19 protein-coding genes and 1 tRNA gene are annotated in these 21,319 nt (G+C 62.5%); 8 read left to right on the top strand and 12 right to left on the bottom strand.

Annotated features, from left to right (window positions below; genetic code table 11):
• Nucleotides 1-31 precede the first annotated feature (31 nt).
• The 4 genes from gltX (at nucleotide 32) to ACWTV3_RS03960 (ending at nucleotide 4,719) form a co-directional block, all read left to right on the top strand.
• On the top strand, nucleotides 32-1,522 hold the full coding sequence (gene gltX, locus ACWTV3_RS03975; RefSeq protein ID WP_498476942.1) for a glutamate--tRNA ligase: 1,491 nt from the start codon (nucleotides 32-34) through the stop codon (nucleotides 1,520-1,522).
• The gene (locus ACWTV3_RS03970; protein WP_498476941.1) at nucleotides 1,519-2,487 is read left to right on the top strand and encodes an NAD(P)/FAD-dependent oxidoreductase; all 969 of its coding nucleotides are present in this window, start codon (nucleotides 1,519-1,521) and stop codon (nucleotides 2,485-2,487) included. Before gltX ends, ACWTV3_RS03970 begins: the two co-directional genes overlap by 4 nt.
• Nucleotides 2,488-2,612: 125 nt before the next feature.
• A tRNA-Gln gene (locus ACWTV3_RS03965) sits at nucleotides 2,613-2,684 on the top strand.
• Between the two features lie 187 nt (nucleotides 2,685-2,871).
• On the top strand, nucleotides 2,872-4,719 hold the full coding sequence (locus tag ACWTV3_RS03960) for a nuclease-related domain-containing DEAD/DEAH box helicase (protein WP_498476940.1): 1,848 nt from the start codon (nucleotides 2,872-2,874) through the stop codon (nucleotides 4,717-4,719).
• Nucleotides 4,720-4,755: 36 nt separating this feature from the next.
• Here ACWTV3_RS03960 and ACWTV3_RS03955 read toward each other — a convergent pair whose 3' ends face one another.
• From ACWTV3_RS03955 to ACWTV3_RS03935, 5 genes are all read right to left on the bottom strand, one after another.
• The gene (locus ACWTV3_RS03955; protein ID WP_498476939.1) at nucleotides 4,756-5,325 is read right to left on the bottom strand and encodes a hypothetical protein; all 570 of its coding nucleotides are present in this window, start codon (nucleotides 5,323-5,325) and stop codon (nucleotides 4,756-4,758) included.
• Nucleotides 5,326-5,335: 10 nt separating this feature from the next.
• Nucleotides 5,336-5,797, bottom strand: coding sequence for an SRPBCC family protein (locus ACWTV3_RS03950; protein WP_498476938.1), 462 nt, complete (start codon nucleotides 5,795-5,797; stop codon nucleotides 5,336-5,338).
• Nucleotides 5,798-5,957: 160 nt separating this feature from the next.
• Nucleotides 5,958-7,463: a tripartite tricarboxylate transporter permease gene (locus ACWTV3_RS03945; RefSeq protein ID WP_498476937.1), complete on the bottom strand. Its 1,506-nt coding sequence runs from the start codon at nucleotides 7,461-7,463 to the stop codon at nucleotides 5,958-5,960.
• Nucleotides 7,464-7,466: 3 nt separating this feature from the next.
• Nucleotides 7,467-8,024, bottom strand: coding sequence for a tripartite tricarboxylate transporter TctB family protein (locus tag ACWTV3_RS03940; RefSeq protein ID WP_498476936.1), 558 nt, complete (start codon nucleotides 8,022-8,024; stop codon nucleotides 7,467-7,469).
• Nucleotides 8,021-9,097 carry a tripartite tricarboxylate transporter substrate binding protein gene (locus ACWTV3_RS03935; protein ID WP_498476935.1) on the bottom strand — a complete coding sequence of 359 codons (1,077 nt, stop codon included), beginning with the start codon at nucleotides 9,095-9,097 and terminating at the stop codon, nucleotides 8,021-8,023. Before ACWTV3_RS03935 ends, ACWTV3_RS03940 begins: the two co-directional genes overlap by 4 nt.
• Nucleotides 9,098-9,255: 158 nt before the next feature.
• On the opposite strand from ACWTV3_RS03935, the gene ACWTV3_RS03930 reads away from it, so the two are divergent.
• Both ACWTV3_RS03930 and ACWTV3_RS03925 read left to right on the top strand, forming a co-directional pair.
• Complete coding sequence (locus tag ACWTV3_RS03930) at nucleotides 9,256-10,068, top strand: IclR family transcriptional regulator (RefSeq protein WP_498476934.1); 813 nt, start codon at nucleotides 9,256-9,258, stop codon at nucleotides 10,066-10,068.
• An 88-nt stretch (nucleotides 10,069-10,156) separates the two neighbouring features.
• On the top strand, nucleotides 10,157-10,918 hold the full coding sequence (locus tag ACWTV3_RS03925) for a ribonuclease activity regulator RraA (RefSeq protein ID WP_498476933.1): 762 nt from the start codon (nucleotides 10,157-10,159) through the stop codon (nucleotides 10,916-10,918).
• Nucleotides 10,919-10,929: 11 nt separating this feature from the next.
• Here the strand turns inward: ACWTV3_RS03925 and ACWTV3_RS03920 are convergent, their stop codons facing one another.
• Nucleotides 10,930-11,616 carry a GntR family transcriptional regulator gene (locus ACWTV3_RS03920; protein WP_498476932.1) on the bottom strand — a complete coding sequence of 229 codons (687 nt, stop codon included), beginning with the start codon at nucleotides 11,614-11,616 and terminating at the stop codon, nucleotides 10,930-10,932.
• Between the two features lie 98 nt (nucleotides 11,617-11,714).
• Between ACWTV3_RS03920 and ACWTV3_RS03915 the strand changes: the two genes are divergently transcribed.
• Entirely contained in the window at nucleotides 11,715-13,250 is a 1,536-nt protein-coding gene (locus ACWTV3_RS03915) for an aldehyde dehydrogenase family protein (protein WP_498476931.1), read from the top strand.
• A gap of 81 nt (nucleotides 13,251-13,331) precedes the next feature.
• A complete protein-coding gene (locus tag ACWTV3_RS03910) occupies nucleotides 13,332-14,096 on the top strand; it encodes an SDR family NAD(P)-dependent oxidoreductase (RefSeq protein ID WP_498476930.1) in 765 nt (254 codons plus the stop codon).
• Nucleotides 14,097-14,147: 51 nt separating this feature from the next.
• Here ACWTV3_RS03910 and ACWTV3_RS03905 read toward each other — a convergent pair whose 3' ends face one another.
• From ACWTV3_RS03905 to ACWTV3_RS03880, 6 genes are all read right to left on the bottom strand, one after another.
• Complete coding sequence (locus ACWTV3_RS03905) at nucleotides 14,148-15,956, bottom strand: cation:proton antiporter (RefSeq protein ID WP_498476929.1); 1,809 nt, start codon at nucleotides 15,954-15,956, stop codon at nucleotides 14,148-14,150.
• Between the two features lie 79 nt (nucleotides 15,957-16,035).
• Nucleotides 16,036-17,673 (bottom strand): DUF5671 domain-containing protein, encoded by a 1,638-nt coding sequence (locus ACWTV3_RS03900; protein WP_498476928.1) that lies wholly within the window; start codon nucleotides 17,671-17,673, stop codon nucleotides 16,036-16,038.
• On the bottom strand, nucleotides 17,670-18,128 hold the full coding sequence (locus ACWTV3_RS03895) for an LpqB family beta-propeller domain-containing protein (RefSeq protein ID WP_498476927.1): 459 nt from the start codon (nucleotides 18,126-18,128) through the stop codon (nucleotides 17,670-17,672). Before ACWTV3_RS03895 ends, ACWTV3_RS03900 begins: the two co-directional genes overlap by 4 nt.
• Nucleotides 18,129-18,290: 162 nt before the next feature.
• A complete protein-coding gene (locus tag ACWTV3_RS03890) occupies nucleotides 18,291-19,970 on the bottom strand; it encodes an MDR family MFS transporter (protein ID WP_498476926.1) in 1,680 nt (559 codons plus the stop codon).
• Nucleotides 19,967-20,593 (bottom strand): TetR/AcrR family transcriptional regulator, encoded by a 627-nt coding sequence (locus ACWTV3_RS03885; RefSeq protein WP_498476925.1) that lies wholly within the window; start codon nucleotides 20,591-20,593, stop codon nucleotides 19,967-19,969. Before ACWTV3_RS03885 ends, ACWTV3_RS03890 begins: the two co-directional genes overlap by 4 nt.
• A gap of 64 nt (nucleotides 20,594-20,657) precedes the next feature.
• Nucleotides 20,658-21,293, bottom strand: coding sequence for an MBL fold metallo-hydrolase (locus ACWTV3_RS03880; protein ID WP_498476924.1), 636 nt, complete (start codon nucleotides 21,291-21,293; stop codon nucleotides 20,658-20,660).
• Between the last annotated feature and the right edge of the window lie 26 nt (nucleotides 21,294-21,319).

The following is a 21,319-nucleotide window of genomic DNA, read 5'->3' as shown; positions in this document are numbered from 1 at the left end:
ACGGGCGGTTCTGCGGCTTAGAATGGTGGCAATGTCTGCTCCATTTTCTACTGCAACCGCTTCCGACGTTCGCGTTCGGTTTTGTCCGTCACCTACCGGTACGCCCCACGTTGGGCTGATCCGCACTGCCCTGTTCAACTGGGCGTATGCGCGTCACACCGGCGGCAAGATGGTGTTCCGTATTGAAGATACGGATGCCGCTCGCGACAGCGAAGAGAGCTACCTGCAGCTTCTCGACGCCATGCGCTGGTTGGGGCTGGACTGGGACGAGGGCGTCGAGACTGGCGGGCCCAACGGGCCCTACCGTCAGTCACAGCGCACCGACATCTATCTTGAGGTCATCGAGAAGCTGAAGGCTTCCGGCCACCTCTACGAGTCTTTTGCGACGGGCGAAGAGATCGAGGCCCGCAACGTGGCCAACGGTCGCGACCCCAAGCAGGGCTACGACAACTTCGAGCGCGACCTCACCGCTGAGCAGATCGCGGCATTCAAAGAAGAGGGTCGCCTGCCGGCGCTGCGTTTGCGCGTTCCGGACTCCGACTTGAGCTTTGACGACCTGGTTCGGGGCGACATCACGTTCCCCGCCGGTTCGTTCTCTGACTTCGTGGTGGTGCGCCCGAACGGTGCTCCGCTGTATACGTTCGTGAACCCGGTGGATGACGCGCTCATGGGCATCACGCACGTGCTGCGCGGTGAAGACCTGCTCTCGAGCACTCCGCGCCAGATCGCCCTCTACACGGCCCTCATCGAGATCGGGCTCACGGATGCCATCCCGCGCTTCGGCCACTTGCCGTATGTCATGGGCGACGGCAACAAGAAGCTCTCCAAGCGTGACCCGGAGTCGAACCTGTTCTTGCACCGCGACCGCGGGTTTATCCCCGAGGGCCTCATCAACTACCTCTCGCTGTTGGGCTGGTCGCTCGCGCCTGACCGCGACGTGTTCTCGATCGAAGAGCTCATTGGGGCCTTCGACGTGGAGAACGTGAACCCGAACCCGGCCCGCTTCGATGTGAAGAAGGCGGAGTCGTTGAATGGCGACCACATCCGTCTGCTCTCGGCGGAGGAGTTCGCTGGTCGTCTCGTGCCCTACCTCGTGGCTGCTGACGTCATTTCGGCTGAGCCGACCGACGCCGAGCTCGCCACGCTCGCCGCTGCCGCACCCCTCGTGCAGGAGCGCATGCAGCTGCTGGGCGATGCTCCCGCGCTGTTGCAGTTCTTGTTCACGGCGGATGCTGACCTCACGGTCGATGCGGATGCGATGCCGAAGGCCGAGGGCCCCGAGGTTCTCGATGCTGCGATTGCTGTGCTGACCGACCTCGATTCGTGGACGCACGATGCCATTGAGGCAGCGTTGCGCGCCGAGCTCATCGAAGCAAAAGAGATGAAGCCGCGTCTCGCGTTTGGCCCGTTGCGCAGCGCGATCGCTGGTCGCCGCATCAGCCCGCCGCTCTTCGAGTCGATGGAGTTGTTGGGCAAGGAATCGTCGCTGGTTCGTCTGAAGGCGTTGCGCGCCCAGCTATGAGTGAGCAGTTCGACTGGGATGTTGTCATTGTCGGCGGCGGACCGGCCGGACTCAGTGCTGCCCTGAACTTGGCGCGGGCGCGTCGACGCACTCTCGTGCTCGACAGCAATCGCCCCCGCAACTCGGCGACGTTCCACTCTCACGGCTTTCTGAGCCGCGATGGTATTTCTCCTCTCGAGCTTCGCAAGATGGGCCGTGAGGAGCTTGAGCAGTATCCGAACGTCTCGTTCGAGCGAACCATTGTTGAGGGCATCGAGCCGCTCGGTGCCGTTGGCGGGCCGGGTGCTGCTGATGGTGCCGATGATGGAGCTGTCGACGGAGCCTCAGCGACCGTTGGCGCCGGCTTCACCGTCACGCATCGCGGGGGAGCGGTAACGACCCGCACTGTGCTGATCGCGACGGGGTTGCGCGAAGTGCTGCCGAAGTTGCCGCTGCTTCGCGCGTTTTATGGCACGAGCATCCACTCGTGCATGGAGTGTGACGGCTACGAGTATGCGGATAAGCCCATTGCGCTGATTGGTCACACCGATGACCTAGCGGAGCGGGCGCTGCTTCTCTCGCAGTGGAGCCGCGATCTGATTGTCTTCACGCAGGGCGTCGGCCATGTGAGCGACGGCGACGAGGCGATGCTCGCGGAACGCGGCATCCGAGTGGATCGTCGTGAAGTAGCGGATGTCGCGGGCGACCGTGATGGCCTCACCGGCGTTGTGCTGGCCGACGGCGAAACTATTGCGCGCGAGGCCGCGTTTGTGCGCCCCGACTATGAGACCGCGCTCGACTATGCGGCAGGCTTGCAGCTCGCGCTCGACCCGGAGGGCCTGATCGTCGTGGACGCTGCCGGCCGCACCAGCGCGGCGGGAGCCTATGCGATTGGCGATGCAACCCCGCCCGGCCCGCAGCAGCTCATCGTTGCCGCGGGTGATGGCGCCGAGGTGGCCGCGGTCATCAACCGCGACCTGCTCTAGCAGCGACTTTTTCGCCGAGTTTCCGCGGATCTTCGCGATTTTTGGTGACTCGAGCGGGGGAGTGAACCCCAGCCCGCTCAGGATGCGCTAAAGTAGTAAATCGGTTCGGCTGCGGCTGAACGCTGTGGGGTATGGTGTAATTGGCAACACGGAAGATTCTGATTCTTTTGTTCTTGGTTCGAGTCCAGGTACCCCAGCAAAACAACTAGGGAGCAACTCCCGCTCAGCCCGGCTCTCGCCGGGCTTTTTCTTTTCCGGTGTCGTCATTCGGGCGAGAGCAGCGTGTGCACAGCGATAGCAGCAGCCACAAACGCTCGCACCCATTTCGTGAGAACTGGTCGAGTCGCGTCCGAGGGGGAGCCCGGGAACCGATAGCGTCTGACCATGCCACGCATGCACCCGACTCGCGCCCACGTTGATGCTAACCGGAGCGAGAAACAGATCTTCACCGCCTTCGAGTCGATTCAAGACCGTGACGACTGGGTGGTGCTCACCGGTCTCACCGTGGGCCAGCACGTCGCGGGGTTGAGCGGCGAAGTCGATGTCATTGTGATCGCGCCGGGTAAGGGCATCCTGCTGATCGAGGTGAAGACCGCCGGACATGTGGATTACCGTGACGGGCAGTGGTATTTGGCGAAGAATCCGAGCCCGGCGAAGAGCCCACTCGTGCAGTTGGATGGGGCCCGTCGCAGCATCCGCCGTTTCTTGAAGAATCGCGAACTGTTGAGCGGGGACGAGCCCATCGCTCGGCTGGTGTGGTTCGCCAACCTGGGGCGTTGGCAATTCGATAATGGCAGCCCCCATGATCTGACCTTCTTTGAATGGGAGTTGGCGTGGGGTGACGACTTGGCAAAGCCGGTCGAAACCGTGGAGCGAGTGCTTGCCGAGCACGCCGCGTGGTACGGCACCTCCGAGGGCGTGCTCGTTGAACCGGCGTCACTCACGGCCGAACATGCTCAGGAAATTGCGGATGCTCTGCTCTCGAATTTCACGGCGACGAGCTCGCCCGGCGCACGTCGTGCCGCGCGGCTCATCGACGAGCGGGCACTACTGGAATCCCAGGAGATCGCCCTTGAACTCTTGGAGACCAACCCCCACCTTTATTTCGACGGCCCTGCCGGGTGCGGCAAGAGTTGGTTGGTGGCTGTAGCCGCGCGCAGAGCAGCCCGAGCAGGGAATCGAACCCTGTTGACCTGCTGGAATGTGCTCATGGCCGAAGAATTGCGCGGGTTGGTTGGCTCGTCTTCGCTCGACATCGAGATCGCCGACTTCAACTCGGTCATGTTGCGGGTGAGTGGGCTGGAGCGCAACCCGGAGGGTGCCGACGATCACTGGTATCGGGAAGAGTTACCACTGCTTGCGCTGAAGGCACTCGCTGAACATCCGGAGCGTGGCGGATTTGCGGCGATCTGCGTTGACGAATTCCAAGACGTGGCCGGGGTGCCGCTGCTGATGAAGGTGCTGCAGGCTCTCGCCGCCGGCGGCGATATCGGTCAGGCCCAGGTGGTTTTCGCCGGTGACGCCGGCCAGCAGATCATGCGCCGGGCGGATGATCGTGCCGAGCCGTTGACCGCTGCACGCGACCTCACTCCAGACCTCGTTCACGTGCGCGTGCGGCGCAACTGTCGCGTCGCGCCGCGGCTTCTTCGTTCGATTAGTGGCCAGTTGGGGCGCCCCCTGGACCACGCGGGCGACAGAATGTCGGAAAGCACTGTGGGGCACTTGGACATTGTGAGGGTAGCGGAGGGGCGCGAGCTGCCCGCTCTCGCGACGGCGCTAAAAGCACTGCTCGAGCAGTACCAACCCGATGAAATCGCGGTACTCAGTCCCTTCGGCCCCCAGTCGTCGCTCGTAGGGCGGCTGATGGCGCGCGAGCCTGTCACCAATGAAGAGCGGTGGCTCCACGAGCATCTGGGGGCGGAATCCGGCGTCGTTTGGCATTCCATCTTCAAGTTCAAGGGGTTGGATGCCGCTGCCGTGGTGCTCACTGATCTATCACCGGAGTCCGTGTCGTGGGCCGATGACCACGGTCTCAGCTGGAACGATCTGCTCTACGTGGGAATGACACGAGGACAGTACCGGTGCATCGTGCTCCGAGCCGAGGACGCCCCGTGGAGTGGAAAGCTCGATCCCGAACTCGGTGCGGCGCGAGCACGTCAGGGTATTCGCGTTGTCGGTGGCTCAGCAACGGCCGGCGCGGCGGCAGCGATGGCGCGGATGGCGGGGCGCTAGCGCCTCCCGCTGCTGGGGTCACGAGGTAGTCGAGGGCTAGTTCAGGCCCATCGCGCTGCGGAAATCGCGGTCGAGTTCGACCCAAGGTGGCGCGAACTCGACGAACTGCGTTTCGCTGTTCCACGACACGTGATGAGCGACGTAGTCGCCCCATTTGTTGAGTAGACCTGCGAGCGAATCGGCGATGGCGATCTTCTCTAAGCCCCAGAAGTAATAGAGAAGAGCATTCCCATCGATGAGATCGACCATCATCATTTCACCGGCGCCTGAGCGACTGAGGATCGGGAAGTGAGGGTTGTGTTCCCCGCTCGACCCTCTGACGCCGGGCCATCGTCGATAGGAGAAGGTTGTGAGCGCTCCATCGAGTGAGATGAGGTCGTAGTCGAGGAAGAAGCCGGAACAAATCCTTCCGGCATCCTTCACTCCGTTGTGCCACGAAAACCAATCGACCAGCGCCTCCGGCGCGCTCCCCGTCGCCGCGAGTAGGCGTTCCTTGATCTGTGCCTCTGTGTAGATCGGGGGTTCAACTGCTTCTTCAAAGGGAATGCCCCGAATTTTGAGTATTTCGCGGTAGGCAGCCACGGGTGAATGGTCGTTGTGGGGCATGTGATGCACGTTACCGCTGCTCTGGGCGCAGGGAGCTGATCAGCGCAGCGTTTCGCTCCTCGAGCAACGTCTGCATGTAGCGTCGCAAGAACAGCTTCTCGGCGAGGCGCCCGAGTGGCCCGAAGGGAGCCGCGAAGGTGAGGCGATCCTGCATGTGGGTGCGGCCGTCGATCTCGGTGAAGAGATGCTCGTGGTGGTAGGCGGCGAAAGGGCCACGGGCCTGTTCATCCGCAAACCGGTGCGGAGCATCCACGTCAAAGATGCGCACCGTCAGGCGCAGCGGTAGGCCGAAGTGACGTGCCTGCCACGTGACGACGTCGCCCTCGACGAACTGACCCGTGGTGCGGCCAGCGACGACCTTCTCACGGTGGTGCGTCATCGAATCGAGGTGCAGATTCACGCTCAGCGATAGCGCGCACACCTCGGCGATGGGGGCGTCGAACACCGTATCGAGCACGATCAGCTGCGTCATAATCTGAGCCTACGTCGAGTTTCTGAAACCCGCGCTCGCGTCGCCGCCCGGGACCACGAAAAGCCGCCTCCCGCCAGTAACCAGCTGGCAGGGAGGCGGCTTCTTTCGCTCGCAAAAGTGTCGGCGACTGTTCGGGTCTAGCGTCGCCGACTACTCGGGTCTATAGCTGGCGTCGGCGTAAGAGCTTGCCGACCACCTTTTGCAACAGTGGGTACAGCAGCACGATGATCGTCAGAATCATCAGCGCTGCGCTCATCGGCCGGGTGAGGAACTGCGTGAGATCCCACTCGGTTTTGATGACGCTCTGCATGAAGTTCTTCTCCACGATCGGGCCAAGCACGAGCCCCAACACCACGGGGGCCAGCGGGAACTTCGCCTGCTCCAACAGATAGCCAAGAATTCCGAAGATCAACATGATCGTGACCTCGAGCAGACCGTTGTTGATGGAGAATGAACCCACAACACAGAACGCCACGATGATGGGCATCAGCACCGATCCGGGCACGCGCAGCAGCATGCCGCTACTGCGAATGGCCAAATACCCCAGTGGGAGCATCAGGATGTTCGCCGCAATGAACACGATGAAGATCGAGTACAACAACGGCGCCTGCGAGTCGAAGAGCGACGGTCCAGGCTGAATGCCCTTGACGAGAAGTACTCCCAGCAGGATCGCCGTGATGGTGTCACCAGGGATGCCGAATACCAACGTCGGAATATACGCCGAGCCAACCCCGGCATTGTTGGCCGAACTTGCACCAACGATGGGCTGGATGTGGCCCTTACCGCTACCGAACTGCTTACCTTCTTTGGCGCCATTTTTGGTGACCGCATAGGCGACCCACGCCGCGATGTCGCCGCCGGCGCCCGGGAGGGTGCCGATCGCGCTACCAATCACGTTGCCGCCGACCGCGGTCTTCTTGTACTGGAATAGTGTGCTGAAGGCGTTGCGCAGTAAGCCTTTCGACTCGATGCGAATCGGCAACGCTTTCTCGGGCGGGTGGATCACATTGCGCAGCACTTGCGACAGCCCGAACAGGCCGATCATCGCGGGGATGAAGTTGATGCCACCCAGCAGATCGGTGCTGCCGAAGGTGAAGCGAGGGAAGCCGACCGAGATGTCGAGACCGATCGTCGACACGAACAGACCGATCAGCAGCGCGACCGTTCCCTTGACTTGAGAGCCACGAGAGATGATGACCGCGGCCGTCAAGCCAAGGATCGCCACCCAGAAGTACTCGTACGAGGTGAACAGCAGCGCCACTTTTGCTAACTGCGGAGCGGCAACGATGAGCACTACGCCACCGAAGATGCCACCACTGGCCGACGCCACCAGTCCGACACCGAGAGCGAGGGCTCCGCGGCCGTTCTGGGTGAGGCGGTAGGAATCTTCCACGTAGGCAGCGCTGGCAGGCGTGCCCGGCATCCGCACTAACGCAGACGGAATGTCGCCCGCGAAGATCGCCATGACCGACATCGTAATGATGGAGGCGATTGCGGGTAGGGGGTCGAGGAAGAAGGCGAAGGGCACGAGCAGAGCGGCAGCTAGGGTGGCGGTGAGGCCAGGAATGGAGCCGATGAAGATGCCGTAGACGCCGGCGGCCAGCACTACGAGCAGCAGTTCCCAGCTCGCGACCATGCTGAGCGCTTGAGTCAGATTATCGATCATCGTCTATCCCCAGAATCCGAGGGGGAGCGGCACGAGGAGCACCTTGTCGAAGATCAGCCAGACGCCGACCGTCGAGAGAACTCCGGCGAGCACAGCGACCCACCACTTAGCGCCGAGGCGCAGGATGAGCCCCACGGTCATGATGATCACCGTCGTGAGAAAGCCGAGAAAGTCGACGGCCAGCAGGTAAAAGATGACCGAGCCAACGACGAGACCGGCGTTGATCCAACCACGCCAGTAGACAGGGGTCGGCGCGGTGTCGTTCGCAGGGGCGGATGCTGCCGCAGCAGTGCCTGAGGCCTCGGCGGAGTTCGTGCGAGCAGCCTTGCGGCCCGTGAGCCACCGCCCCAGAAGCAACAAGCCCATGAGGACCATGAGCCCGCCGATAATGCCGGGGAAGAGGGATGGGCCCAGCTCTCCGCTGGGCAACGTGGGGTAGTCGCGAACCGTAAAGAGAATGGCGGAGCCGAAAAGAACTACGACCACGCCACTGGCGAGATCGTAGCTCTTCTCGGAATTCTCCACCGTTTCCTCTACCTCCGGAGCGGTGTCGAAGGTCATCCGGTCAGTCCTGCTGCTTCCATGATCGTTCCCTTAGCTTCATCCTCGTTGACGATGAACTCAGTAAACGCGGCGGTGTCCTTGCCGTCAACGCCGAAGCCGGCGGTGGTCATGAATTCGACGTACTCGTCGCTCGCCACGATGTCAGCAACCTGGCATTCGAGCTCGGCAACGATGTCTTCATCCATTCCGGCGGGGCCGGAGACGCCGCGCCAAGAACCCATGGAGAAGTCGATGCCGATCTCCTTGAGGGTGGGAACGTCGGGGTAGTTCGGGTCGCGCTCTTCGCCCATGATGGCGAGCGGACGAGCTTCGCCCGCTTCGATCATCGTGGCGTTCTCGGCGAGGCTGGCGAAGGTCACATCGATTCCGCCAGCGGCGAGTTCCTGAAGCGCGGGAGCAGAACCGGCGCTCGGTACCCAGCGGATGTCGTCGACGCCCATGCCTGCTTCGAGGAGCATTCCGGCGCGAGCCAGATCCCAAATGCCACCAATGGCGGTACCGGAGCCGACGATCTCACCGGGGTTAGCGCGAGCGTCATCGAGGAGATCCTCGATTGTCTCCCAGGGAGCATCCGCGGCAACGGTGATTCCCGAAGGGTCAGAGTTGACCTGAGCGATGGGGGTGATGTCTTCGTAGTCAAGGTCGGCAAGACCCTGCCAGTGCATCATCGTGATTTCCACGGTGGTCATACCGATAACTGAGCCATCAGCCTTGCCGTTCGCAATGGCGGTGTGACCGATAACGCCGCCACCACCATCACGGTTGACGACGTTGACCTGGGTTCCGAGGCGGTCGGCGAGCTGGAGGCCTACGAAGCGAGAAACGCTGTCGGTGCCTCCACCGGCAGCCCACGGCACGATGAATTCGATCGCACCGCTCGGATACGTCGAGGAGAAGTCACAGGAGTCACCCGAACTGCCACCGGCAGAGTCGGTAGATGACGTGGAACCGGACTGTGCACAACCGCTCACCAAGAGTCCAGCGGAAACGGCGAGAGCCAGCCCCGAGATTCTGACGCGACGCGAAGGCTTGAGGGAAAGCCCGCTAGCGGCGATTTTTGACATCGACATTGATATCCAACCAATCATTGTTGTTAATTCACGTTCATGCTTGTGAACGCCGAAGATATCACAACATCTGGGGCGCTGTCTTGAGAGACCGAAAAACTTCTCGACTCGGATGTCGCACAAAGGTGCCGCAGCGAGTTCACATCTGTAAACTCCGAGTCATGCAACACCAGACAGCGGCGTCACCAGCCCCTTCCGTCAAGTCGGCCGACCGCGCATTGGCGATCGTCGATTTGGTCGCTGCGAGGGGGTATGTGAGCTTTACCGAGATCGTCACCGCGCTCTCGTTGCCGCGATCGAGCGCCCATGGCTTGCTCAACACCCTGCACTCTGCGGGTTGGCTCGAACATGATCCGGCGACGCGCCAGTACTCGCTCGGGCTGCGGGCCTGGCACGTCGGCCAGCTGTACACCGGGCACAATCACATCGCTAATGCCGCCAGCCCTGTTCTTGAGGCGCTGGCGGCGCGTCTGGGCGAGAGCGTTCAGCTTGCTCGTCTCGACGGTTTAGAGAATGCGTACTTCACGATTAGCCAGCATTCCACTGAGGGAATGCGGTTTGGAACCTCGGTGGGGATGCGTTTGCCCGCTCACGCCACGGCCACTGGCGCTGCGCTGCTGAGCAACCTTGAACCTGCCGAGGCGAAGCGTCGTCTTGCCGCCGCCTCGGCCCCGCTGCTGGTGAACAAAACTGCCGTTGAGATTGCAGTCGTTCTTGAGCGAGTCGCGGAGGCCAAGCAGCGGGGTTACGCCCTGGATGATCAGACCTACCTCGCCGGATCTCGAAGTGTGGCGGTTCCGCTCACGAGCGCGACCGGCGGCATCAACACCGCCATCTCGGTCACGATGTCCGCTTCTCGCACGGGGGAGTTGTGGCCCGCGGACGTGCTGCGTGCTGTGGCCGCAGCAGCTCACGAGATTCGGGTGCAGCTTGGGGCGCGCGAGCCGCAGATCGTGGTGCCGGCGCTGGGGTAAGCGCTTCCCGCTCACCTTCGTGGTGGCTTGATATCTTGGTATACCAGTATGGTTAACCCGGATGTCGGCCTAATGGAGGGTTTTGAGAATGCACACCAATTCAGCGAATCGCAGTGAAATCGATGAGCAACCGGCGGCGCACCTCGCCCCGCTCAGCCCCGAAGCCACCCTCGCGCTCAGCCGCGTCAGCACCGCAACGATCACGACCCAGCTCATGTCTCGGGGGCTACGCAACACCTACCTCGAGGGCCTCGAGTTCTCGAACCCTGCGCGCCAGCGTCTGCTCGGCGAAGCCTTCACCATGCGCTGCATCCCGGCTCGCGAAGACATCGACGTGCCCTCCATTTTTCAGGACTACGACCACCCGCAGCGCACAGGTATCGAGTCGGTCGAACCCGGGCAAGTGCTCGTCATCGACGCGCGCGGCAAGAAGCGGGCGGCATCCATTGGGCACATTCTCGCCACTCGCCTCAAGATGCGAGGCGCCAGCGGCATTGTGAGCGACGGCTCCTTCCGCGACATGGTCGGTTTCGAACAGCTCGACCTGCCCACATTCTCTGCGGGAGCCTCGCCCACCACTAACTTGGCCCAGCACCACGTCGTCGACGTTCAGATTCCCATTGCGTGCGCCGAAGTGGCTATTTACCCCGGCGACATCATGGTCGGCGATCGCGACGGAGTGGTCTGCATCCCGCGCCACCTCGCCGAATCCGTGGCGCGCGACGCTCTCGAGCAAGAAGAGCTCGAGGAGTTCATTCTTTCGAAGGTCGAAGAGGGCAGCCCCCTGCGCGGAACGTATCCGCCCAACGAAGAACTATTGAAGACCTACAGCGAACTTCTGTCCAACTAATTGTGAGCCGACTACAGCCCGAGTTCGCGCTTCGTCACTCGCTCGATGGATGCCCCAATGTGCTCCTCCATCAGGCGCGCGGCAGTCGTGGCATCGCCCGTGCTTGCCGCGGTATAGATCGCCGCGTGCTCGCTCGCTTCAATCTCACGTCGGGGCCAGTTCTCCCACAGCACTCCGGCCACAGCCAGCGCGGTGAGATCTTGCAAGCGGTCGAGCGAATTCACGATGAACTCGTTCTCGCTATTGGCATACATTCCGCGGTGGAACCGGCGGTTCGCCAGAGCAGTAGCGGCGTTGTCATTCGCGGCGGCGAAGATGCGAGCGTCGGCCAGCGCCTGGCCAGCGACGGTGAACTCACGACCGCTTCGCGCTGCATCCATGATGGCCCACGGCTCGAGCAGAACACGCTCTTCGTAAATGTGGCGGATGTCGGTGAACCCCAGTCGGCGAACCGAAATGCGGCGGGCTTGAACATCCAACAGCCCCGATCGCTCGAGAACAATCAGCGCTTCACGCACGGGAGTTTTCGATACGCCCAACTGCTCAGCGATCTTGCGCTCGACGAGAACCTGACCCGGCTCCAACGCACCAGAAACGATGGCCGAACGCAGTGCATCGATGATCTGATCCGTGCGCGTGGGAGTGTCCGCCTGCGGCGGCAGCGGGGACGGAAAAGTAGCGTCGAGCGACTGGGTCATGGAGGTCAGCCTAAACGACCACAGGCGCCGCAGAGCAAACGCGAGACCAGACCGGCCGCGTCATCCGCGCCCCACCGCCCCTCAATATTCGGAGAATCATGCTGACAACAACTAACCCCGCGACCGGGGTCACGTACGAAACTGACATCGCTCTCACGACGCCAGCAGAGACCGCCGAGCGGGCAGCATTCGCCCTGTCGGCGTTCGAACAGTTGCGGGGGAGTAGCCGCGAATGGCGGGCAGGGCTGCTCGAGGCGCTGGCCGACGGTCTCGAGCGGCAGCGTGCCGGGCTTGTGGCCACGGCCAACGACGAAACGGGTCTCGGCGAGGGCCGGCTCAACGGCGAACTCAGCCGCTCACAGTTTCAATTTCGACTCTTTGCTGAAGCGCTTCGCGAAGGCAGCTATCTCGAAGCCATGATCGATCACGCAGGCGAGACTCCGCTCGGGGTGGCGCCGGAGCTGCGCCGGATGCTGCTGCCGATCGGGCCAGTTGCAGTGTTCGGATCAAGCAATTTTCCGTTCGCGTTCTCGGTTGTGGGCGGCGACACAGCTTCTGCTCTCGCGGCGGGAAACAGCGTCGTGATCAAGGCGCATAGTTCGCATCCACTCACCTCGCGGTTGTCGTTCAGCACTCTGGCTGACGCGGCAGCGGCCTATGGCGCACCCGCCGGAATGCTCGGCATCGTCTACGGCACCGAGTCAGGGCGAGTGCTGGTGGCCGACCCGCACATTGCGGCCGTCGGTTTCACCGGATCGCTTGGTGCCGGCGAAGCACTGCTCGGGATTATCAGCACGCGCCCGAACCCGATCCCGTTCTACGGCGAACTCAGCAGCCTGAACCCGTTGATAGTGACGGCGGCCGCGGCAGGCGAACGCACCGCGCCGATCGGCGAGGGGCTCTTCGGATCGTTCACGCTCGGAGCTGGCCAGTTCTGTACCAAGCCCGGCGTGGCCTTCGTGCCGCGTGGCGCGAGCGGCGACGCCATCCTCGACGACCTTCGAGCACGCACCGAAGCGGCAGGGGGAATGGTGCTGCTCAACTCGCGCATCTCGGCGTCGCTCGGCGACATCGTCGGGCGCATCACGGCTGAAGGCGGAGCGCGCGTACTCGCGGTTGGCTCGCCGGCAGGCCCCGGCATCCTTGCGGCACCGACGCTGCTGGAAATCGACGCTGCCGACTTCACCGAGGCCACCGCCGAGGAAGCCTTCGGGCCGGTGCTGGTCGTCGCACTGTACGACTCACTGCACGAGATCTTTCACGCCGTCGACGCAATGCCCGGTTCACTTACGGCCACGATTCATCACGGCGATCACGAGCCGGAAGTCGTGCGCGAGCTAGCGGACAAGCTCGCGCCAACGGTCGGCCGTCTGGTCTTCAATGGCTTTCCGACCGGAGTGCGAGTGTCGTGGGCGCAGCACCACGGCGGAAACTGGCCGTCGACAAACTCGCAGCACACCTCGGTGGGCGTGAGCGCCCTCCGTCGCTTCCTGCGGCCCATCGCATTTCAGGATGCTCCCGAGGCCGTGTTGCCCGAAGAGTTGCGGGAGGATTTCACCGCCATTCCGCGCAGGATTGATGGAGTGCTTGTTCTTGCCTCTCGCTCCCTGACCAGCGAAAACGTGATCGTGTAACCTCGACTCGTTGGTATACCAAGAGCTAGCAATCCCGATTTTTAGCACCTGAATTTCAGCGCTCAACCAGAAAGAGGCACCATGCAGATCAACCTCACCGGCCGCAAAGCCCTCGTCACCGGCGCAGGCCAAGGAATCGGCGCGGCCATCGCGCTCGGCCTCGCACAGTCCGGCGCCGACGTCGTCGTTCATTACGCCAGCAGTAAGGATGCTGCAGAAGCGCTCGTGGAACAGATCGTGGCGCTCGGTCGCACCTCTGTCGCGGTGCAGGGCGACTTGACTGACTCGACGCAGACCACCGCGGTAGTGGAGGCCGCAGCCGCCGCTCTCGGCGGACTCGACATCGTCGTGAACAACGCCGGCAACCTCGTGGGGCGCCACACCATCGCCGAGATGACGGATGACCACTGGCACAAAGTCATCGACGTCAACGTCACAAGCGGGTTCTCCGTCGTGCGCGCGGCGATCCCGTACCTTTCTGAATCTCCTGCCGGCCGCATCGTGATGATGTCATCGCTGGCTTCGGAAAACGGCGGCGGTGCTGGTGCAGTTGCTTACGCTACGGCGAAGGCAGCAGTCGTGGGATTCACCCGAGGACTCTCGAAGGAACTCGCTTCGGCGAACGTCACGGTGAACGCCCTTGCTCCTGGCTTTATTGGAGACACCCCGTTCCACAACCAGTTCACGCCGAGCAGCGCACAGCCGGGGATCATCGCCGGTATTCCGCTGGGCCGAGCCGGCACCGTCGAAGACGTCGCCGGAGCAACAGTGTTCTTGGCTTCTGAGCTCTCGTCGTACATCACCGGTCAGGTGCTCGACATCAACGGTGGTCTGAACTTCCGCTAGTCGCGGTGCGGGCTGGTAGTCACTGCGGTGGCTGCCAGCTTCGCTCGGCCCCTACGCGCTCGGTTTGCCCCGCATCTCGAGCGTGATCTGCGTCGCGTCGAGATTGTCGAGAGCATTCTCGAGTAAGTCGGCGTCGAAGATGCCGTTATCGCGCGCATCGAGAAGAGCCGTACGTTGAGCCCGGATGACCGCGATGCGATGGTTCTTATCCGCCTCGAACTGCACGCGGCGCGACTCGAAATCGTCCCCGTCAGGAGTGGTCGTGTCGCCAGCCAGCGGCTCGGTGTTCGCGGTCGCATCCTCGGTGGCGGGCGTCGCCGTAGCGTCAGCCGTCGCAGTAGCAGCGGGCGTCGCAGCGGCAGTGGGCGTCGCGCTGGCGGCGGGGGTCGCACCAACCACCGCATCCGCACTCTCTTTCAGCAGAGCGAAGAGGCGGGTGCGCTCCGCGACCGTACGTTCGTGCTCTGCCGCCTGATCAGAAGCGGGGGAGATGCGCCGAACCAGGGCGCCGATCGTGCCACCCTGAACTAGCAAGGAAAGCGCCGCCACCACGAACGCGATCAGCACGAGAGTGGAACGCAACGGGGTATCCGAGGGGAGCGTCTGGGCAGCCGCGACAGTGATTGCGCCGCGCATCCCGGCCCACACGACCGTCGTGCCTTCGCGCCATCCGAGAGGCTCCCGGGCAAAGTAGTCGATGTCGGCAAGGGACCGAGTGACGAGGGACGTGACCCGGCGAACGTAGCGCGGCGACTTCGTGGGGCTCAGACCGCTCGGATGTTCGGGAGCCTCCAAGATCTCGTGTGGCGACCGCAGCCGCTCCTGAATGGTCTCCATGCGCGGTCGAATTCTGGCGTGCCGGTGCGAGCGCCGAGCGAGGAACCACAACAACACCGCGACGAAGAGTGCCCGCACGAGAATCGTGATGAGGAGTGCGCCCACGGCGAAAAGCACGGCCCTTCTGATGCCGGCATCATCGTTCTCGACATCGATGAGGATGCTCGAAATCTGCAACCCCATCATCAAGAAAATGGCGCCCTCGAGCACCAGTTCGATCATGCGCCAATTCTGAACATCCGACAGTCGATTTTGGGGCGACAGCACCCGAGCAGCCCGGATGCCGGTCACAAGGCCAGCGACCACTGCAGCGACCAGTCCCGAAGCTCCCAGAAGCTCGGCCGGAATCGCCGCCACGAACGGCACAGTGAACGACAGGACCGTGTTCACCGTCGGGTCGGTGATGCGTTTACGAATCACCAGATTGAGCCAGCCGATGAAGCCACCGATCAGCAGCGCGACCACAACCGAGTAGGAGAAAGAGACGGCAAAGTTGCCGAAGCTGAACGTGGCGGCCGTCGCGACAATCGCTCCGCGCAGCAGGGTGAGGGCAGTCGCATCGTTGAGCAGACTCTCACCATCGAGCATCGCAATCACGCGTTTCGAGACCGGGGTCTGCTTGATGATCGACACGGCTACGGCATCCGTCGGGCTGATCACTGCGCCGAGAGCAAGGCCCCACGCAAAGCCGAGGCCCGGAATCACGAGCATGAAGAAGAAGCCCAAAGTCACGGCGGTGCCGATCACCAGAATGACCGAAAGCCCGCTAATCGCGCCGAACTCGCGGCGAAAATTCATCGTCGGCAATGAAACTGCCGCCGAGAATAGCAGCGGCGGGAGGATGCCCTCCAAGATCAGATCAGGATCGATCTGGATGTCGCTGAACGCCGGAACCACCAAGCTCGCCACAACACCAATGGCCACCAGCACGAGCGGCGAGGCCACTCCCAAACGCGGACCGAGGAGAGTGGCGGTTGCGATCACCACAAGCGTGGCCACCATTACGATCAGCAGTTCAGTCATGCGCCAAGCTTCTCAGTAAAAGCTATCGCGTCGCTGACAGCGCGACGCTCAGAGCGCGACCCTCACAGCGCGACGCTGCCTAGGACACCAACGGGATAACCGCGACCTTGCCCTTAGCACCAGCAACGATCAGTACGTGAGGTGCCGCAACACCGTCGAGCGCGGCGACGACAGCCGCGACATCCGGCTCTTTCGTCACAGGCTCGGCCCGTTGCAGTACCGTCACCCGCGCGCCGGTAGCCGCGCGAACAGCCTCGAGCAGCTCGGCGTTGGTGCCCGACGACACAAGAGTGACGCGACCAATGCGGTGTACCGGTTCGATATCGACATCGGATTCCCGATCTTTGCGCCAAATCATGAAGTGATAGGTGGCAACGAGTCCGGTTGCTGTAAGCACGCCGAGCGCCTGTCGTGATCGCTCGATGAAGCTCTCGCCGCTGCCGCCATCGAGCAAGAAGGCGAACAACTGGAACCCGATCACGAGCAACGTGATGAGCGCGACGAGAGCGCTCAATCCGAAGATGATGACGAGAAACACGCGACGGCCGGGAGTGGCGACGCGCTCCGGTAGAGAGGCCTCACGGGGCCGCCACGTCACCCACCAGAGCACGCCGCCGACGACGAGTGCGCTGAGACCAGCGAGCAGCAGACTGCGGATGTTGCCCGCAAGCAGCGGATCGCTCGATGTCGCGAGCAAGGCGTTGACTGTGACACCAAAGCCGGAGGCCGCGAAAGCCAACGAGACACCCGCGGTCGAGAGCGAAGTTGCCGCACGCACGCCGGCGGAACGTTCGGCAACGATGCGCGAGTGGTACGTGAAGACCAGGGCGCCAACCAAGGCTCCCGCGATCGCTGTTCCCAGCGGGTTGAGCAGGCTGGGAAGCGGCTGCTGCAGGCCGGTCGCGAGTTCAAGAAGGATCGATAACAGAATGATGAGGCCGAACGCACACACGGCGAGCGAGGCGATTCCCGTGATGAACACGAGAAGCACCGTGCTGAAGCCAAAGGTCTGGTTTCGAACACCGAAGCGCACCCAGTGCCAACGCCACAGCAGTGCGCCGCCGATAGCCCAGACGAGGGACTGCGCGACGATTTGCCACAGCGGATCGCTCACCACGACCGCGCGGGAGCCGGCATCCGCGGCGGCATCGATGAGCTGGGCGAGCGCAGAGACGAGGCCTCCGGCGCCGTAGGTCAACCCAATCAGGGAGGCGAGGGCGGGTGCTGCGCCCTGAAGCCGCGTCGGGCCCTTGGCAGGGTGCTGCCACATCCAGTAATGCCACCCCCACACGAGCGCCCACACGATGCCAACGGCGAGCCCCGCAGGGTTCCAGCCGTAGCGAATGGTGTCGGCAAGCCAGGAGAGCAAACTAATCGAGAAGACGAGCAAAGCAACCGTCGACATGACCACGAGATAGACGGGCCAGAGAATGGATGCGCGGTCTCGCGCCATCGTGCCGTCACGCCACATCAGCCACCAGAGCAGGGCAGCGAGGGGGCCGGCGACCAGCGCGGAGGCGAGAGAAGTCGCGAGCCCGTAGTTGTCGTAGCTGACCTCGATGCGATTGAGGGTGAAGAGACGGTCGAGTAGCCCACTGAGGCCGCTCGCCGCAATAATCACCGTCGCGGCGAGGAGTGCGTAGGTGATGAAGCGGCGGACGGTTTGCACGCCGCCCACCGCGAGAGTTGCTGCCGGAGAACTAGTGGTGGAGGTCATCCGCGAAATCCTTGGTCGTAGCAGTACGTGAGTTCCCACGGGCTGGTCGAGATCTTCCAGTCGCCACCTTCCTCGACAAGAGTGAAGAGATCGTCGTAGCTGTAGCTCGAACCGCCAAAGCTGCCGCTGCCCTGTTCGAGAGAGACCTTCACCACAGCGGTGGTGTCATCGATAGTGGTGGAGATGACGGTCATCCGCAGTCCTTGAAGCGGGTTGCGGTCGGCTTCTTCGCACTTGTCGAGCACGTCTGCAGAAACGTAGCTGCGTGCCGTTTCGAAGTCGCTGGCGACCATGGCTCGCGAGTACGACTGAACGACGCCCTCGGGTGTGGAGGGATCGATATCGGTGGGCCCGCCGCGCGTGAACACCACGACGATGGCAATCACGACGATCGCAGCGATAACCAAGAGGATCGCTACCAATGTTCGGTCGGGCCGAGCAGCTTCCTGAGTCATGGGCCAAGCATCTCTCAGAATTGTCGACAAATCTATTCAGGAGAACCTCTAATTTTGTGCTGGTTAATAGGCACAAGCCCGCAACGCCCTCGCCCTGTGAGGCGAGAGCATTGCGGGCTTACCGAACCGGTGTGACGATCGAGGCGACCGCCACACTCGCGGCTAGGGCTGGCTGCGAATGATCGAGATCGGGCCGGAGTGGTCCGTCACTTTCGTCAGCTCGTGAGATTCGGCATCCGGAGCCTCGATACCGTCGTCATCGCCGAGCACATTGAGCGTCTCGGTCGCTTCGGCGCGGTCGATCGTTGTGGCCAACGGAACTTCCTTGATGAACATCAAGAGCACAGCTGAGACAAGTACGAGCGGCACCATGTAGAGGAACACGGGAGCCAACGAGTCGTTGTAAGCACCGACGATGATCTCGCGAACGGCGTCAGGGAGGTCGCGAACGGCGGCGGGCGTCAAGGAGTTGGTGTCTCCCGTCGCCCCTGCGGCTGCAGCCGGAAGGCGAGTGTCGAGCAGCTCGGTGAGGCGAGCGACGAAGAGGCTGCCGACCACCGCAGTACCGATGGACGCACCGATCTGGCGGAAGTAGTTGTTCGACGAGGTGGCCGTTCCCACTTGAGCGTTCGGGAACGTGTTCTGAACGATGAGCACGAGCATCTGCATGCTCATACCGAGGCCGAGACCCATCACCGCGAGGTAGCTGCAGAGAATCCACACCGGCAGATCCGGCGTCATCGTGGAAAGCAGCGCCAGGCCTGCTGCGATCACGAACGAACCTGTAAGGGGGAGCCACTTGTAACGCCCCGTGCGGCTCACGAGCTGGCCTGCGACGATCGAGGTGACGAGCATCGCGCCCATCATCGGGATCATCAAGAACCCGGCCTGCGTGGCGTTGACGCCCGTGACCATCTGCAGGTACGTCGGCATGTAGGCGAGGGCACCGAACATCGCGATACCCGTGATGAGACCGGATGCCGTGGTGAGCACGAAGTTGCGTTCCTTGAACATGTGCAGCGGCATGATCGGCTCGGCAGCCGCACGCTCGACCATCACGAATGAGAAGGCAGAAACGATAGCGAGCGCGATGAGGCCAATGATGATGAGCGAATCCCAGTCGTACTGAGTGCCACCCCAGGTGGTGACGAGAACGATCGCTGTCGAGGCGATGGCGAGGAGAACCATGCCAGCAACATCGATGGTCGGTTTGCCGCGAGTGTTCTTGGGCAGCTTGAGCAGCATTACGGCAGCGAAGATGGCGAGCGCACCCAGCGGAAGGTTCATCCAGAAGGCCCAGCGCCATCCAATGGATTCGGTGAACCAGCCACCGAGCAGGGGGCCAGCAACGCTCGCGAGAGCGAAGACGCCACCGATCGCACCCATATAGCGACCGCGTTCACGAGCAGGAACCACATCGGCGATGATCGCCTGCGAGAGGATCATGAGGCCACCGCCGCCGAGGCCCTGAACGGCGCGGCCCACGATGAGCCAGGTCATGTCGGGGGCGAGACCACCAATGATCGAGCCAGCCATGAAGATGGAGATCGCACCGATGAAGAGGCCCTTGCGGCCGATGAGGTCACCGAGCTTGCCGTACACGGGCATCATGATGGTGGCGGCCAAGATGTAGGCGGTCGTGACCCACAGCATGTGGTTCACGCCGTCGAGTTCACCCACGATGGTGGGTAGTGCGGTGCTGAAAATGGTCTGATCGAGCGCCGAGAGCAACATGGTGACCATGAGGCCGGCGAACAGCAGCAGAATGCTGCGTTTCGTCGCTGGGTCGCTCGTGGTGGTGCCGTCAGCCGCAGTTACGGGAGAGTCGTTCGTGGTTGTCATCGAAGTGTGTTCAGTGTTTCTCGTGTGAGTCCGATCGCGCGGAGGTACATGGAGTCGATGTCGGCGGTAGCGCCGGCAGCGATCCATTCCTTGACTGCGATGCGAACGGATGCGACGCAAGTGGCTACGGCGATTTCGGCGACGTGTTCGGGGTCGCGGGGGAGCGTAGTTTCTCGCTTGGTGAGGAATTCGACAACGGCAGCAGCCATCGTGCTGTTTAGTTGCGTGAATTGGTGAATCTGTCGGCTCAAGAGACGCGGGTGCTCTTGCACGAGCGCCATCCGTTGAGCTTTGAGCTGAGTGCGGGCGGCCATCGGGCCAAAGATTTGGAACATGGTGGAGACGATCGCAGCGACTAGATCATCGGTTTCTGCGGAGGCGACTCCGGCGGCAATCGCGCGCTGAACTTCGCCCATGTCTTGAGTGCCGAGGATCGCGTCCTCTTTGCTGTCGAAATAGTTGAAGAAGGTGCGCGGCGAGATGCCGGCGCGGTCGCTGATCATGTCGACCGTGGCGCCCTCGAGACCCTCGGCCGTGACGATGTCGACCGCAGCGGTTTCGATGCGCAGGCGCGTTTCGATTCGTTTGCGGTCGCGAAGACCAAGGGCAGGAGTATCAGGCACTCGCCAATAATTGCAGAGACTGCAAAAATGCACAACTGCAAAAAGCTGTGAAAATGCTTAGGGGTTAGAGCGCGATCGATTCGCCCGGCTGCAGAACGGTGAACTCGCCGCCGTAGCCCGCCATGACATCCGAAATTCGTGCGGCTGACAGGGCGAGTCCCTTGTCGGAGAGCACGGCATCGTGCGTCTGAATCGCGCGCTTCGGGGCCAGCTCGGCCACGTAATCCATGACCTCACTGATCTTGAGCCAGGGAGCGCCGGCGGGGATCGCTGCGCTCTGTGCAGGCTTAGGTGGCACGGTAAAGGAGTCGCCGCCATACCAAAACGCGTCATTGACGAGAACGCCAACGTTATCGATCAGCGGGATCGACTTGTGGATGACAGCGTGCTCGCTGCCAAAGAATTCCAGCGTCCACACGCCAACGGTTTCGCTCGCGCCGTCTGCCACGGTCGTGACGTTCCAGCTCGAGGCAGCGGCCGCGACTCCGGCCGGACCGAAGATGGGCGCGTCGGGATTGCTGTCGCGAATGCGCGCCAGCTGATCATCCGACCAGTGGTCGGGATGCTGGTGAGTGACGACGATTGCGGTCACGTTCTCGAGTGAGGGGAGCGGGCTCGTTAAGTTGCCGGGGTCGATCACGAGGCGCTCGCCGTCGTTCTCAAGAACGAGGCACGCATGCTCATACTTGGTCACATTCATGTCCTGAGCCTATGCCCGTGGTGCGC

Source organism: Salinibacterium sp. AL4.1, from assembly GCF_059767305.1.
This window is presented reverse-complemented; position numbering and strand designations above follow the sequence as displayed.